The following is a 16,059-nucleotide window of genomic DNA, read 5'->3' on the forward strand; positions in this document are numbered from 1 at the left end:
GTATCCCGCAATGCTTTTATCTCATACCACTTTCCGCTTGCCGGTGAAAAAACAGACGCTACTCTTTCAGCACCCAGATGTGGTACTGGCCGTCTTTGAACTCTGCCCCTTCGAGCTCTTTTTCGAAGCCGGGGAATTTCTCGCCCCATTGCGCGATGCTGCGGATATAACTCAGCCACGGGTCGTTTTTGGCACCGAAACTTTCACCGGGCATGACGATAGGGATCCCCGGTGGATAAGGGATCACGCCGACCGCGGAGACGCGACCGGCCAGCTTGTCCAGGGTCAGATGCTCACAGCGCCCGGCCATGTGGTCCTGAAACGCAGCGCGCGGCAGTTTGACCGGTGTCGGGATTTTGCCGAACGCGTCGGACTGCAGTTTGTCCATCTGGCTGGTTTTCATGTAGGCGAACATCTCGTCGCAGAGATCTTTCAGCCCCATACCGGCGTAGCGCGCGGCGTTGGAGGAGGCCAGATCCGGCAGGCACAGCGTCAGCGGGCTGTTGTCGTCGTAATGCTGTTTGAACTCCAGCAGAACGTTGATCAGTGTGCCCCACTTGCCTTTGGTCACGCCGACAGAAAACAGACACAGCACCATAAAATCGGTGGTGCGCGAAGGGACAATGCCGTGTTGAGAAAGGAATGCCGTCACCATCGCCGCAGGAATGCCGTTTTCCAGCATTTTGCCGTCGTCGCCCATGCCCGGCGCCAGAATACCGGCTTTGATCGGGTCGAGCATGCACCAGTCGTCGTCGAGCTGATCAAAACCGTGCCAGCTTTCGCCCGGTCTGAGCACCCAGCAAGACGGGTCTGTCGTCAGTTGTTCTTTGGAGGCATTAATGAACGGAATTTTTTTACCGGTTTTCACATCCAGCACGTCCGGCGCATTCCACGGCGAGAAGAACCATTCGCCCTGAGCGGAGAACGCTGCATGAACTTTTGCCAGCGCCATGCGGAAATCGACCGCTTCGTTAATCACTTCCTGAGTCAGCGATTCGCCCTGCTTGCCGTCCATCATCGCCGCGCCCACTTCATTGGCGGCAATAATGGCGTACAACGGCGACGTGGTGGCCTGCAACATGTAGGACTCGTTGAAGCGCGAATGCTCCACCGGTTTTTTACCGTTACGGATGTGGATGTAAGAAGCCTGAGAAAGCGCGGCCAGCAGTTTGTGGGTGGAGTGCGTGGCGAAAACCGTCGGGCCTTCAGGGTCGTGATCGGCCGGATTACCGCGCATGGCGTAACGATCGCGGTAGAACGGATTAAAGCGCGCATAGGCATACCAGGCTTCATCGAAGTGAATATTATCGACGCTCTTCGCCAGTAAATCCTGCGCCTGTTTGGCGTTGTAGCACATGCCGTCGTAAGTACAGTTGGTGACGACGGCATAAACCGGTTTCGGATCTGAGGCGAGTTTTTTCAGCGGATGTTCATCCATTTTCTGCTGGATGGACTCGGCCATAAACTGCGATTTGGGGATCGGCCCGATGATGCCAAAGCGGTTGCGCGTCGGGATGAAAAAGACCGGTATACCGCCGGTCATCACCAGCCCCTGCTCGATCGACTTATGGCAGTTACGGTCACACAGCGCGAACTGACCATCGCCTACCACCGCCGTCATGATCGCGCGGTTAGAGCCCGATGTGCCGTTAAGCACCGAGTAGCTCTGGTGCGAGCCGAAGACCCGTGCGGCGTAGGTTTCAGATTCTTTAATCGGACCGCTGTGATCGAGTAACGAACCCAGCGCACCGCGCTCGATGCCGGTATCGGTGCGGAACAGGTTTTCACCAAAGAAATCAAGAAACTCGCGCCCTACCGCTGTTTTGGTAAAGGCGACACCGCCCTGATGACCGGGTGCCGCCCACGAATATTCCGGTGAATATTTGGTGTAGTGAAACAATGCTTTGGTGAACGGCGGCAACAGCTGGTCATAATATTTATCGATCAGGGCAACGGAGCGCGCAGCGATAAACTCTGCGGTGTCCTCGTGCATCCAGACAAATTCGTTGACCATTTTCATGGTGTCGAGGGTCAGGGTGTCGATACAGGAGTGCTCCGCCATCAGCAGCACCGGCACGCCTTTGTTGCGGCGGCGGATCTCCTGCAGCAGTGCAAACGCCTGACTGTGCGAAACATCGTCGTTGCCGCCGGAGGTCCAGTCGACAAACACGCAGCAGATAGAGGCATCAGACGTGATGGTCGCGATGCCGTCTTCAAAGGTGACGGCGGGGATCACCGTCAGGTTGGTGTCTTCCAGCGCTTCGATAAGTTCGCGCACGGCGCGGCCGTTCGCGGTATTAACCTCGGAAATATTGCTGTCAACCACCAGCACTTTACGTTTTTTATGGCGACTTAAATCGATCATAACCTTTCCTTTCCTCTTGAATTCCAAAATGTCAGGGAGCTAAAAACGGTCAGTCCAGTTCAAGCGGTTTGCCCAACGGATACGGGTTTTTATGACGACGGTTATAGTTGAAGCTGTAGAGCGCGGTAATCACCATCAGCGCGATGAATGACCACATCACCTCTTCCGCGCCGGAGCCGACCACGGCCCATACGCAATACACAAAGGCGATCAGCGTTATAAAGCTGTACATTCCTGTGCGGTTGCCCAGATGACCATGCCCGACCAGCATCAGCGCGGCGCAGGTATACAGATACGGTACTAAGGTGAAAATGACGGAAACCGAGGAAACCAAGGCGAACTGTTCCGTGGCATCCGGAGAAATGGTCGATACCTGGAAGATAGTCATCAGGATACCGAGCACGATAAGACCTTTGACCGGTACCCCCTCTTTGTTGACCTTGGCAAATATCGGCGGGAACAATCCGTCATCGGCGGCGGCTTTTGCGGTCTGGCTGGCAAGTAACGTCCAGCCACCGAGTGAGCCCAGACACCCCGCAGCGGCGCAGAAGGTGACGATGGCCCCTGCCGTTTCGCCCATCGCCATCCGTGCGGCATCACCGAACGGCGACGTGGAGAGGCGCAGCGCCGCATTCGGGATCATGCCCATGATCGCGGTGGTCGAGAGCACGTAACAGACCGCAGCAATCAGCACGCCGCCGATGGTGGCAATCGGCACGTTGCGTTTCGGGTTTTTCACCACCGCCGCCGCGACCGAGGCGCTTTCTACGCCGATAAATGACCACAGCGTCACGCTCAGGGTGCTTTGAATCGCGCCAAAGGTGCTTTTTCCACTGACGTTCCAGGCCTCCATGTAAGTATCACTTTTGAACCAGAACCAGCCAAAAATGGCGATCGCCAGAATCGGGATCAGCGCCAGCACCGTCGCGACGGCCTGAACGCGGGTGATCATCTTCGCACCGACAATGTTGAGAATGACGAACAACCACAGTACGGCAACGCAGGTGAAGGTCAGAACCAGCGGCTCTTTTAAAATAGGGAAGAAGTAGCTGAGATAACCAACGCCGATCACCACCATCGCGATGTTACCGACCCAGCACGCCAGCCAGTAAAGCAGGTTGGTTTGATAACCCAGATAGGGGCCAAATGCCCTGCGCGCATAGGCGTAGGAGCCCCCTGCACTGTCATCAAGCGATGACATTTTGGCGTACACCATCGAAAGCGCCAGCGCGCCAATAATCGTCACCAGCCAGCCATATATCGCTACCCCGCCAGTGGACGCCAGGTTGGCCGGCAGGAGGAAAACTCCCGAGCCCATGATATTCCCGGACACCATCAGGGTGACCGGAATTAACCCCACTTTGTGATCATCTGATTCAATAGCCATGAACAAACCCCTACATAAAGTAATGCATTAATTTACAAAGGAAATATTGAATAAAACAAAGACATTCTTCGGACTTTTCTGATGCAAGAATAAGACTAGTAGAGTTTTTGGCGGGCGTAATAAATAGCGCGATAATTTAAATAAATGGTTAATTATCACAAATATAAAAATCAGTTTTATCAGTGTGATATATGAAAATGAAAAAATGAGATTCAGAGGAAGGAGAGTAACGCCGGTGGTGCATCGCATTAGCACCACCGGAAATTTAAGATTAGTTTAGGTTACGGGTGCGGTACATCCTGCGCTCAGAGGTTGCCCAGCGGGCGATATCAATCAGCAGGAAAATGACCAGGCTGACGCCCATCACCGGCAATGAAATCGCAAGCCCCAGGGTGATCAAAAAGAGTGGGCATTGCAGGCTGAAAGGCACCGATTTCCAGGTTTGCATCAGCGTGATCACCGGATTTACCCCGCCGCTGCTCACGTTTCGGCGCAACCACCACAGGCGATATCCCCAGGCAATCATCACGCAAAGCCCGGTACCAAACACCGCCAGAATCACCTGATTCCACAGGCCAAACAGAATACCCATATGGGCGTCCACGCCCCAGCGGGTCAGTTTCGCCAGCAAAGGGAAATCGGCAAAACGGACGTGATCGACAATCCGCAGGGAGGTCGGATCGACAGAAACGGCATCCACCTGCGTCGGCCAGCTGCGATCGACTTCGGTCACCGTCCAGGCTTTACCGGGGGTATAGGCCGGGCGGATTTCAATTTTATTCGCCCCGATCCCTGACGCCCGCGCGGCCTGAACGACAGTATCAAAGGTATCGGGGGTGACCGGCACGGTTTCAGGTTTCTCGTGCATCGCATGACCAGACATCTCCATGCCCGGCATATGCGCCATGGTGGCGTGATGCTCAGCATGCTCATCAGCAGGTGCGGCCGGAGCGTCAGCCTCTAAGGCCGTGTTCACCGTAGGCGTCAGCCAGCCCATGTGCGCGCGCAGCACGCCAATATTATCCCCCGCCCACTGCGACCAGGTCAGACCCGTGGCCGAGAAAAACAGCAAACCGGCCATCAGCGCCAGCCCCAGCGTGCTGTGCCAGCGACGGCTGCGCTCCTGCTTCGCCACTTTTTCGCTCAGTTTTCGGGGCGAGCGGCGTTTCGGGCGGCCGGTCAGCCACAGGATTATGCCGCCGATTGCCGCAACCCATAGCCAGGAAGCCGCAAGCTCACTGTAAAACCGTCCGGCATCACCCAGCAGCAGGCCGCGATGTAAATCATCCAGCCAGGTGCGAAACGGTAAAATCCCGCTGGTGCCGTACACCGTCATATCGCCTTTTACCGCCAGCGTGGCGGGGTCGATAAAGATAGCGCGGCTTTTGGAAGCACCCAGTTGCGGATCGGAGAACATCACCCGCGTGGTATCGCCCTCATGAGGCGCAGGGCGGACGGCGTAAATTTTCGGATCCGGACCGGCCACCTTCACGGCAGCATCAATTTGTTGCGACAGCGGCTGCGCTTCCCCCTGAGAAGAGGTGAACAGCGCATCGGCATAGAGGTAGTTTTCAAACTGCGGCGTGAGGACATACAGCGTGCCGGTCAGAGCGGCGACAAAAATAAACGGGCCGACGAACAGGCCGATATAAAAGTGTATGCGCTTGAGCAGCGCAAGAGATGCGGCTTTGACCGTCATTTTTTGAGAAACAGCAGGCTGGCTCATCAATCAGATTTCCTGAATTTTCCATAGCAAACACACAACGGTTACGCGGGTTAAGCGCCGTTATGTCGATAATTTTCATGTGAAGAGAAAAAGCTAAAGAAAATGAGGAGGCGCGCGGGGCTGGGAATCAGTGAAGAACAGCGAAGGAAAGAGACGTTGTATTACTGAACGCGAAGGCGCGCGGCCGGAATAAGCCCGCGACCACAGCATCGGCATGGCCTGTAAGTCGAGCATCGGCAGATGCACCAGCAACACGCAATAACCGCAGGCGGCATCGCTCATGTCACCGAACATCATCCTTTTGGCGATATCTTTCGGCGCAGACTGACAGGATAGCTTCTGACAATGTTCCGGCGAGTCATGGTGGTCAGGCATCATCATGCCAGCCATCTCACCCTCTGGCATGTCCATGTCGGACATCACCATCCCTGGCATCATTGTGTGCTGCGCACCCTCAACCCCCTGTGATTTGGAAATCACCGGAGCAATAAACAACATCAGGATCGCCAGGATCCCAAGCCAGGCCGGGAAGCGCAGATGTCGATGATTGATGTGTCGGAGTGAGAGCATTATGTCAACAAAGTGAAAATAAGAAGCGGCGAAATTGTACCTGAATTGTTGAGGGATAACAGGAGGGATAAACAACAGACGTAAAAAAGCCCGTGTTAAACGGGCTTTTTCTAGTGCTTAACGACAGGAATTATTTGTCGTTTTTCATCTTGCGCATGACCAGCGTGGCGTTAGTGCCGCCAAAACCGAAGCTGTTGGACATCACGGTCGTCAGCTCGCGCTGAGTTGGCTTAGTGATGATATCCATGCCTTCCGCTTTCTCATCGAGGTCTTCGATGTTGATGCTTGGCGCGATGAAGCCGTGCTCGGCCATCAGCAGGGTGTAAATCGCTTCCTGAACGCCGGCGGCACCCAGAGAGTGACCGGTCATGGCTTTGGTGGAAGAAAGCGCTGGCGTTTTATCGCCGAACACTTCACGGATCGCACCCAGTTCTTTCACGTCGCCGACCGGAGTAGAAGTCCCGTGCACGTTAACGTAATCGATAGGCGTATCCACGCCGTTCATTGCCATTTTCATGCAACGCACAGCGCCTTCACCGGATGGAGCCACCATGTCTGCGCCGTCAGACGTTGCGCCGTAGCCAACGATTTCTGCGTAGATGTGCGCGCCACGTGCCAGAGCGTGTTCCAGCTCTTCCACGACAACCATACCGCCGCCGCCTGCGATAACAAAACCGTCACGGTTCTGATCGTAAGTACGGGAGGCTTTTTCAGGGGTTTCGTTGTAACGGGTAGACAGCGCGCCCATTGCATCGAATTCGCAGGCCATTTCCCAGCACAGCTCTTCGCCGCCACCGGCAAAGACCACGTCCTGTTTGCCAAGCTGAATCATTTCTAACGCGTTACCAATGCAGTGAGCAGAGGTTGCGCAGGCAGAACTGATGGAGTAGTTCACGCCACGGATTTTGAACGGGGTCGCCAGACAGGCTGAAACACCGGACGCCATCGCTTTGGTCACCATGTAAGGGCCAACGCCTTTCAGGCCTTTGGCACGCATACCGTCGGAACCCGCAACCTGGTTGCGCGGAGAACCGCCACCGGAACCGGCGATAAGGCCGGTGCGGTCGTTGGACACCATCTCAGGGGTCAGACCGGAATCTTCAATCGCCTGTTGCATGGAAAGATAAGCGTAGATCGAGGCATCACTCATGAAACGCACAATCTTACGATCGATAAGGCCTGCGGTGTCTAATTTGACATCACCCCAGACGTGACTACGCATGCCGGCATCTTTCAGCTCTTGCGAGAAGGTGATCCCAGAGCGACCCTCTTGCAGAGATGCAAGAACTTCCTGCTTGTTGTTACCGATGCTCGAGATGATACCCAGGCCAGTAATCACTGCACGTTTCATTTAATACCTCTTGTACTATTCACCATTCGGGATTTCGTCACGCACTCTAGCGTACAGTTGTACGCCGAACAAGTCCGATCAGCAATTCCTTGTGTAAATCGTGGTAAATTTGCGCGGGGTCAAACGCAGGCGTAAACTCCGGCATCGCCTTGAACTGAGAGAGTTTCACGTGAGCCATAACCCGATCACACCCGCTGAATTAAGCTGGAACGAACAGGGTACACCTGTTTCCCGACATTTTGATGACGTCTACTTTTCCAATCAGGACGGCTTACTGGAAACACGCCATGTCTTCCTGAATGGCAATCATTTTCCGGCACGTTTTGCCGATCACCCGCGCCCGCTTTGCATCATTGCAGAAACCGGATTCGGTACCGGACTGAATTTCCTGACGTTGTGGCAGACCTTCGAGGCGTTCCACTCTGAGAACCCTGAGGCCACCCTGCAACGGCTGCATTTCATCAGCTACGAAAAATTTCCGCTGTCCGCCCGCGACCTTATCGCTGCCCATGCACAATGGCCGGAACTGGCTGACTACTCCGCCGAACTCTGCGAACAATGGCCGATGCCCTTTGCCGGATGCCACCGTTTGCTGCTGGCCGGTGGGCGTATCACGCTCGACCTGTGGTTCGGTGACGTGACTACCCTGCTTCCGGCATGTGACACCAGTATGAATCAGCAGGTCGATGCCTGGTTCCTCGACGGCTTTGCGCCCTCGAAAAACCCGGACATGTGGACACCTGAGCTCTTCAACGCCATGGCAAAAATGACCCGTCCGCAAGGAACCTTTGCCACTTTCACCGTCGCGGGCATAGTCCGCCGTGGCCTGCAGGAAGCCGGTTTTGACATCAGCAAAGTGCCGGGCTTCGGTGAAAAGCGCCATATGTTATCCGGTGTTTTACCGGCAGAAATTGATGTTCCTCATCCTGCCCCGTGGTATTTACGTCCTGCGGCGAAAAATGCCACAGAGTTTGCAGTTTTAGGCGGCGGCGTTGCCAGCGCAGTGCTTTCACTGGCACTTTTGCGCCGTGGCTATGCGGTTACGCTGTACTGCGCCGATGAAAAACCGGCGCTCGGGGCCTCCGGCAACCGTCAGGGCGCGGTTTATCCGTTGCTTAATGGCCGTGGCGATACGCTGGAAAACTTTTTCGCCCAGGCCTTCACCTTTGCCCGGCGCCAGTACGCGCAGCTTGAAACGCTGGATGTGCCTTTCGACCACGGCTGGAGCGGCGTGACGCAGCTCGGTTATGACGAAAAAAGTCAGGGCAAAATTGACGGCATACTCAAAGGCGGCTGGCCGGAAGAACTGGCAAAAGGGCTGAGTGAAGAAGACGTGGAAGCGTTGTGCGGATTACCGTGCGGCAGCGGCGGCGTGACCTATCCGCTCGGCGCGTGGCTGTGCCCGGCTGAACTGACCGCGTCGCTGATTTCTCTTGCCGAATCCCAGGGCTTAACGGTGCATTATTGCCAGCGCGCGACCGCATTAGATTTTGACGCCGGTTCGCAATGGGCGCTGACCTTTGCTGACGGCCATATCGCCCGACATCAGGGTGTTGTTCTGGCGAACGGCGCAGACATTACCGATTTCAGTCAGACGGAAAAACTGCCGGTTTATGCCGTCAGCGGCCAGGTGTCGCATATTCCGACCACACCGGCGCTGAGCAAACTGACGCAGGTGTTGTGTTATGACGGCTACATGACGCCGGTCAGCCCGCAGAATCAGCACCATTGCATTGGTGCAAGTTATCACCGCGCCGACAAATGCACGGATTACCGTGACGGCGACCAGCAGGAAAACCGACAGCGTCTCATCAGGTGTCTGCCGGATCAACAATGGCCGCAAGACGTGGATGTCAGTGAAGGCGAAGCGCGAAACGGCGTGCGCTGCGCGACCCGTGACCATCTGCCGATGATCGGCTCGGTGGCTGATTATGATGCGCTGCTGGAGAGTTATCAGACGTTAGATCTCGACATTAAACGCCACCGCCCGGTAGCGCCTGCGCCGGTATATGAAAATCTGTTTTTGTTTGGCGCGCTCGGTTCACGCGGGCTGAGTTCTGCGCCGCTCGGGGCAGAAATACTGGCGGCGCAGATTGCCGGTGAACCGCTGCCGCTCGACAGCGAAACGCTGGCGGCCCTCAATCCGAACCGCATGTGGGTCAGAAAATTACTGAAAGGCCGTCCGGTGGAATCACACTAAGCAGGTTTTCAGACCTGACTTTGGGTAAATAAAAAAGCGCAGCCGGTTCACCCTGGCTGCGCTTTTTTTACTGAAAGGGGATTATTGTGGCAAGGAAGCCTGATAAAGATTTTCCCACATGCCCTGAACCAGTGCCTGATCGCGCGGCGATAATTCACCGGCGCGGATAGCCTTATCCAGTCCGTCCTGAACACGAATTTTCAGCGCTTCGGCGGTGTGTTCACCGTTCTCTTCCGCTTCTGCTACCGCGACCGTCAGATGGCCCCGCAGATAGCCACTGGCAAACAGTTCGTCGTCGCTGGCGCTTTCGACCATGTCGTCAATCAGCGTTAAAATCCGCGTTTCAAATTCTGCGATCATTACTCTTCCTCTCGTGTCCGGTATTGAGTCTTTTATTCGATCGGCTGCAACGCAGGGAAGTCTGCAGGCGTCAAAGGGGCGGTATTGTAAAACGATTGTAACGCTTTAATAAAGCGCGAAGGTCTTTCCGGGATGCCCTGCTCCAGCATACGCAGCACTTCTGCACGCACTTTATTCTGGAAACCGACGCGGTCAGGCTCGCAATCGCCGCTCAGGTTGTCGCAACTGACGTTAAACGCAAAACCCGCTGCCGCGCAGAACAACCATTCATAGGATTGCGGTTTGATTTCGACTTTCTCAAACTCGCTCTGCGTCTGGGCATCACGGCCGTCCGGGCAGTACCAGTAACCGAAATCCACCAGTTTGTGGCGTTCAGCACCCGCGACGCACCAGTGAGAGATTTCATGCATTCCGCTGGCGTAATAACCGTGGGCAAAAACGATGCGGTTAAATGGCACCTGCTCATCCGCAGGCAGATAGATCGGCTCGTCATCGCCTTTAATCAGACGCACGTTAAATTCCTCAAAGAAGCAGGAATCAAAAATGTCGATCAATTGATGATAGTTATGTGTTGCAGTTGAATCAGACATAATTGCTGTGAAACTCGTTAAAGTAAGATCAGGGGCGACAATATACCCCTGATTGAATGGCGTATTTCATGACTTCGGGCAAGCATTCTGCTGCTGGTAAAATTATAAATGAAGACTTAGCCAGTGCATGATTTCGGTACCGTGATTGTCGTAAATCAGCTTGCAACTCATCACCACGGATACGGTCACCACCATCGGGCGGATCATCTTCTGCCCTTTGCTCAGCACCATCCGCGCACCAAGACGCGCACCGATAAACTGCCCGGCCATCATCACAAATCCCAGCACCCACACCACTTTGCCACCGAGTATGAAGAACAGCAGGCCACCGAAGTTGGAGGTGAAATTCAGGACTTTTGCGTGCGCCGTGGCTTTAGCGAGGTTAAACCCACATAAAGTCACAAAACCCAGCGCGTAGAATGAGCCCGCACCGGGGCCGAAAAATCCATCATAAAAACCGACACAACCGCCGCCGACCAGCGCATACGGCAACGCATTCAGGCGTCTGGCGCGATCGCTTTCGCCCAGACGGGGCGTCAGCAGGAAATACAACCCAATGCAGATAATCAGCAGAGGCAGAATCTGACGCAGCATGTCGGCGCGCAGATGCTGAATCAGGATCGCACCAATCACCGAACCGACAAAGGTGCAGGCGATATTGAGCTTTTGATCGTTGAGATCCACCACCCCGCGCCGCACAAAATAGAGGCTGGCGGAAAAAGATCCGCCAATGGATGACAGCTTGTTGGTGGCAATGGCCTGCGCGGGGGAAACCCCCGCCGCCAGCAGTGCGGGCAGGCTGATAAGCCCGCCGCCCCCGGCAATGGAATCAATGAAACCGGCAAACAGTGCAACGAAAAATAAGACGATTAATACCCACGGTGCAACGATCAGCCAGTCCATTCATTTCACTCAGCAAGATGAAGTCAAAATCGTACAGGCCAGTTAAAGCTGACCAACATGTTTATCCAGCAGCGCCTGACAGGTTGGCGGCAACGGAGGCGGCTCGCTTTTCACTGAAGTGCCACTTCCCGGTTTTGGCGGCAGGAACCAGCTTTGCAGCTCAGCGCCACAGCCATCTCCCGGAGGAGGTGGTGCCTGATTGTCGCATTCCAGGCTTCCGGCGGGGCAGCTCAGGCGCACATGCATATGCGCACGATGGCCGAACCACGGACGCACTTTGTGCAGCCATTCACGATCGGTTCCCGCATCGATGCAAAGCTGTTGCTTGATCGCCGGGTTGACGAAAATGCGTACCACCTCTTTATCCTTCGCGGCCATCTTGATCAGCGTTTCTATCCGCGGCTGCCACTGGCCTGGCACAACGGATTTACCGTTAGCACTGACCAGATCGATAGGCTGCGGCTTGAGCAGCATCTGTTCGCTCCAGCGCTGACGCGGCAGTTGCAGCCAGATATCCACATCCAGCCCGGACTGATGGCTGGCGTGACCGCTGCTGAAACGTCCGCCCGCGGGCATCGCCATATCGCCGACCAGCATGGTGCCCAGCCCTTTTTCACGTGCCTGAGTGCCAAGACGGGTGATAAACGCCAGCAAATCCGGCTGCCCGAAATAGCGGCGCTGATCGGTTCGCATCACCTGATAATCCGGTGAATTGAGCGGCAGTGGTTGCGCACCAATCTGACATCCGTTGGCGTAGCTGCCTATGGCCTGAGGCGCGCCGGAAATCGGTTGGGTAATTTTCTGCCACGGCGTTGCCGCCAGAGCAGGCGCGCAAAGCGCGAGCACCAGAAGACTGGCGCAGGCGGCTTTCAACGCAGGAACAGGGCGTAAAAGTTTCATTGAATGATTACCAGCGTGGCACGGTGGAATGAACGTCGCCGTTCTGAGCACGCTGACGCAGTAAGTGATCCATCAGCACAATCGCCATCATCGCTTCCGCAATGGGTACAGCACGGATGCCGACGCACGGATCATGACGCCCTTTGGTGATCATCTCGACCTGCTCGCCTTCACGGTTGATGGTGCGCCCCGGAACGGTGATGCTGGACGTAGGTTTCAGCGCCAGATGGGCAACCACCGGCTGGCCGCTGCTGATCCCGCCGAGAATACCGCCCGCATGATTGCTTTCGAAACCGGTCGGCGTAATTTCGTCACGGTTTTCGCTGCCGCGTTTGTTAACCACGGCAAACCCATCGCCAATTTCGACGCCTTTCACCGCGTTGATGCTCATCAGCGCATGCGCCAGATCTGCATCCAGACGGTCAAACACCGGCTCGCCCAGGCCGACCGGTACGTGATCTGCCACAACGGTAATTTTGGCACCGATGGAATCGCCTTCTTTTTTCAGCGCGCGCATCAGTTCGTCCAGTGCTTCGAGCTTACTTTCATCCGGGCAGAAGAACGGGTTGGTTTCAACCAGATCCCAGTCTTTCAGTTCGCAGGTGATATCGCCCATCTGGGACATATACCCGCGCACCTTCACGCCGAATTTTTCCAGCAGATATTTCTTCGCCACGGCACCTGCGGCCACGCGCATGGCGGTTTCGCGGGCAGAAGAACGGCCACCGCCACGATAATCGCGCACGCCGTATTTTTGTTCGTAGGTGTAATCCGCATGTCCCGGACGGAACACGTCCTTGATGGCGCTGTAATCCTGCGAGCGCTGATCGGTATTCTGGATGATCAGGCCGATGCTGGTGCCGGTGGTCACGCCTTCGAACACGCCGGACAAAATTTTCACTTCGTCGGCTTCGCGGCGCTGCGTGGTGTAACGCGAGGTGCCAGGGCGACGCCTGTCGAGATCGTGTTGCAGATCTGCTTCGGTCAGCGCAATACCCGGCGGCACGCCGTCAATAATACAGCCCAGTGCCACACCGTGGGATTCGCCAAACGTGGTGACGCGGAAAAACTGCCCAATACTGTTCCCTGCCATCACGGCTCCTTACCATTATGTTGATGTTTGATGCTGGAATGACCGGCGAAAGGCCGGTCATGAGAAGTCATTAGTCACGGTAGCCGGTGAAGTATTCGGCGCATTCAACGAGCTGCTGTTTGGTCAGCATAAAGACGCCATCACCGCCGTTTTCAAACTCCAGCCAGGTGAACGGGATCTCAGGATATTGTTCCATCAGATGTACCATGCTGTTTCCTACTTCACAAATCAGCACGCCGTTATCCGTCAGGTAATCCGGCGCACAGGCGAGAATACGACGGGTCAGTTTCAGGCCGTCAGTGCCGGAAGCCAGGCCCAGCACAGGTTCGTGGCGGTATTCCTGTGGCAAATCAGACATGTCTTCTTCATCCACATACGGCGGATTAGTGACGATCAGGTCATATTGCAGCGGCGGTAATTCGCGGAACAGATCAGAACGGATCGGCGTGACCCAGTTCTCGATGCCGTGCGTATCAATATTGCGTTCAGCCACGGCCAGCGCATCGGCAGAGATATCCACCGCATCCACTTCGGTTTCCGGAAACGCGTAGGCACATGCGATAGCAATACAGCCGCTGCCGGTGCACATATCAAGAATATGCTCAGGTTTCTCGTGCAGAATGCCGGAGAAGCGGTGTGTAATCAGCTCACCAATCGGCGAGCGTGGCACCAGAACGCGCTCATCGACATAAAATTCCATGTCACAGAACCAGGCTTTGTTGGTCAGGTAAGCCACCGGCACACGTTCATTGACGCGGCGGATCACGCGCTCCACGATGCGGTGACGCTCACTGGAGGTCAGACGCGCAGTGTGCATATCTTCAGGGATATCCAGCGGCAAAAACACGCTCGGTAACACCAGTTGCACGGCTTCGTCCCACGGGTTATCGGTGCCGTGACCGTAATAGACATTGGCTGCGTTCAGGCGGCTGACGGTCCAGCGCAACATATCCTGAATGGTATGCAGTTCACTGACCGCTTCGTCGACGAAAATTTTGTCCAATTTTATTCTCCAGGCATGCACGGGTTTTTAACAGACGTTTAACCCATAATTTGCCGCATAGTTTGCCACGAAGCCCGTCACAAATCAGCAGCTAGTCAACGCACTTGCGCGATGTCTCGAAGAATTTAACCCTGAGTTTTCTTTAAACCACAGGTCGCCCGCAGGTACACTGTCGGCATTGTGCGAAAAAGACGACCCGAAAATGAAGAAAAAGCACCTGCTGAGCCCGGAAGAAGCCGCGATATTTCGCGAGGCCGTTCCGGGCGTCAAGCGCCTGAAAAATGACACGATTACCCATCCACCACGGCGAAAAAAAGTGACGCAAATGTCGCCTCAAAAGCTGCTGCAGGAGCAGGTGGACGCAAGCTATTATTTTTCTGATGAATTCCAGCCGATGTTGCAGGAAGAGGGTCCGGTACGTCATGTCCGGCCTGATGTCAGCCATTTTGAATTGAAAAAATTACGCCGCGGGGATTATTCCCCGGAACTGTTTCTCGATTTGCACGGGTTAACGCAAATGGAAGCCAAGCAGGAATTGGGCGCGCTGATTGCCGCCTGTCGCCGCGAACACGTCCATTGTGCCTGCGTGATGCACGGGCACGGCAAGCATATTCTCAAGCAGCAAACGCCGCTGTGGCTGGCGCAACATCCTGACGTCGAGGCATTTCATCAGGCGCCGAAAGAGTTCGGCGGCACCGCCTCGCTGCTGGTGCTGATTGAGCTGGATGACAAAATCAGCTAACCCCGGCTGGCGAAACACAGAAAGCAGAAAGGCACAGCGCGTTCACACGGCTGTGCCTTTCTTTTGTTTACTTTTCCATCCCGGAAAATTAAACCTTCGCCATCACCTGGCACGGACTAAATTGCCACTCGAAAGTGCCCTGCCCGGTTTCACCATTCAGTTCCACACTGGCCATCGCGGAAGTCGCAAACATTGGCGGGCACAGACCCGGACACAGTTCCGCGACCAGATAGCCCACCAGCGGCAAGTGAGACACCACCAGCACGGCATTCACACCGGTCAGCGCCAGATGTTGCAACTCGCTGGCCACCAGTGCGGGATCGCCGCCCGGCGTCAGTTCTTTCAGCGTATCGATTTCAACGTTGTCTGGCAGCGCCAGGCTCAGCCGCACTTTTTCAAGCGTCTGCTGCGCACGCAGATACGGACTGACCAGAACGCGATCAATTTTGACGCCACGGCCATTCAGCCAGGCTGCCATATGTACTGATTCGTCACATCCGCATTCGCTTAACGGGCGAACCGAGTCGCTTGCAGCTTCAAGAACCGCATCACCGTGACGCATAATAACAACTTGCATATTGCACCGCTTTTGTTAACAAAAATAGCGCTATACAGAAACGCTTTGCGTGCTGTATCACCCATTGCCCAGCGTTTTTTTATCGTCGTTTCACAACAAAAAAGCTGAAAGGCAGTACATCCACTTAACCCGCCTGGCCACATGCTTTGCATGGTCAGCATCAGCGGTCGGGCATTTTGCCTGAAAGTTCACGTAAAGAAAACGCTGTTTTTTACACCAACCCTTACCGCATGTAAACTATTCAGGCTAATTTTTAACCACTCGGGTTGTAGATCAATCGTTTGGGTTTGTT

General features: G+C 55.2%; 14 protein-coding genes. 2 read left to right on the forward strand and 12 right to left on the reverse strand.

What is annotated here, in order from left to right; genetic code table 11:
* Positions 1-58: 58 nt before the first annotated feature.
* The 5 genes from ACQZQY_RS19770 to fabB form a co-directional block, all read right to left on the reverse strand.
* Positions 59-2,365, reverse strand: a complete 2,307-nt coding sequence (locus tag ACQZQY_RS19770) for an Orn/Lys/Arg decarboxylase N-terminal domain-containing protein (protein ID WP_056782141.1) — start codon at positions 2,363-2,365, stop codon at positions 59-61.
* Positions 2,366-2,414: 49 nt separating this feature from the next.
* Positions 2,415-3,752 carry an arginine/agmatine antiporter gene (gene adiC, locus ACQZQY_RS19775; RefSeq protein WP_056782139.1) on the reverse strand — a complete coding sequence of 446 codons (1,338 nt, stop codon included), beginning with the start codon at positions 3,750-3,752 and terminating at the stop codon, positions 2,415-2,417.
* Positions 3,753-4,023: 271 nt separating this feature from the next.
* Positions 4,024-5,478: a PepSY-associated TM helix domain-containing protein gene (locus ACQZQY_RS19780; protein ID WP_431296256.1), complete on the reverse strand. Its 1,455-nt coding sequence runs from the start codon at positions 5,476-5,478 to the stop codon at positions 4,024-4,026.
* A gap of 93 nt (positions 5,479-5,571) precedes the next feature.
* Positions 5,572-6,048: a DUF2946 domain-containing protein gene (locus ACQZQY_RS19785; protein ID WP_122097606.1), complete on the reverse strand. Its 477-nt coding sequence runs from the start codon at positions 6,046-6,048 to the stop codon at positions 5,572-5,574.
* A 130-nt stretch (positions 6,049-6,178) separates the two neighbouring features.
* Entirely contained in the window at positions 6,179-7,399 is a 1,221-nt protein-coding gene (gene fabB, locus ACQZQY_RS19790) for a beta-ketoacyl-ACP synthase I (protein ID WP_056782131.1), read from the reverse strand.
* Between the two features lie 169 nt (positions 7,400-7,568).
* On the opposite strand from fabB, the gene mnmC reads away from it, so the two are divergent.
* On the forward strand, positions 7,569-9,599 hold the full coding sequence (mnmC, locus tag ACQZQY_RS19795; protein WP_431296257.1) for a bifunctional tRNA (5-methylaminomethyl-2-thiouridine)(34)-methyltransferase MnmD/FAD-dependent 5-carboxymethylaminomethyl-2-thiouridine(34) oxidoreductase MnmC: 2,031 nt from the start codon (positions 7,569-7,571) through the stop codon (positions 9,597-9,599).
* Between the two features lie 81 nt (positions 9,600-9,680).
* Here mnmC and ACQZQY_RS19800 read toward each other — a convergent pair whose 3' ends face one another.
* The 6 genes from ACQZQY_RS19800 to prmB form a co-directional block, all read right to left on the reverse strand.
* Complete coding sequence (locus ACQZQY_RS19800) at positions 9,681-9,959, reverse strand: YfcL family protein (protein ID WP_056782127.1); 279 nt, start codon at positions 9,957-9,959, stop codon at positions 9,681-9,683.
* Between the two features lie 32 nt (positions 9,960-9,991).
* Entirely contained in the window at positions 9,992-10,549 is a 558-nt protein-coding gene (locus ACQZQY_RS19805; protein ID WP_136377147.1) for an elongation factor P hydroxylase, read from the reverse strand.
* Positions 10,550-10,651: 102 nt separating this feature from the next.
* The gene (locus ACQZQY_RS19810; protein ID WP_056782123.1) at positions 10,652-11,452 is read right to left on the reverse strand and encodes a sulfite exporter TauE/SafE family protein; all 801 of its coding nucleotides are present in this window, start codon (positions 11,450-11,452) and stop codon (positions 10,652-10,654) included.
* A 42-nt stretch (positions 11,453-11,494) separates the two neighbouring features.
* Entirely contained in the window at positions 11,495-12,352 is an 858-nt protein-coding gene (mepA, locus tag ACQZQY_RS19815; RefSeq protein WP_431296258.1) for a penicillin-insensitive murein endopeptidase, read from the reverse strand.
* A gap of 7 nt (positions 12,353-12,359) precedes the next feature.
* Positions 12,360-13,445 (reverse strand): chorismate synthase, encoded by a 1,086-nt coding sequence (aroC, locus tag ACQZQY_RS19820; protein WP_056782117.1) that lies wholly within the window; start codon positions 13,443-13,445, stop codon positions 12,360-12,362.
* A 70-nt stretch (positions 13,446-13,515) separates the two neighbouring features.
* Entirely contained in the window at positions 13,516-14,448 is a 933-nt protein-coding gene (gene prmB, locus ACQZQY_RS19825; RefSeq protein ID WP_056782114.1) for a 50S ribosomal protein L3 N(5)-glutamine methyltransferase, read from the reverse strand.
* 202 nt (positions 14,449-14,650) lie between these two features.
* Here prmB and smrB point away from each other — a divergent pair, with 202 nt between their 5' ends.
* Complete coding sequence (gene smrB / locus ACQZQY_RS19830) at positions 14,651-15,190, forward strand: endonuclease SmrB (protein ID WP_056782366.1); 540 nt, start codon at positions 14,651-14,653, stop codon at positions 15,188-15,190.
* Positions 15,191-15,278: 88 nt separating this feature from the next.
* Here smrB and sixA read toward each other — a convergent pair whose 3' ends face one another.
* Positions 15,279-15,767, reverse strand: a complete 489-nt coding sequence (gene sixA, locus ACQZQY_RS19835) for a phosphohistidine phosphatase SixA (RefSeq protein ID WP_056782111.1) — start codon at positions 15,765-15,767, stop codon at positions 15,279-15,281.
* Positions 15,768-16,059 lie beyond the last annotated feature (292 nt).

Origin of the sequence: Rahnella sp. PAMC25559 (assembly GCF_050632365.1) — a bacterium.
In the GTDB taxonomy this organism is placed as follows: Bacteria; Pseudomonadota; Gammaproteobacteria; order Enterobacterales; family Enterobacteriaceae; genus Rahnella; species Rahnella rivi.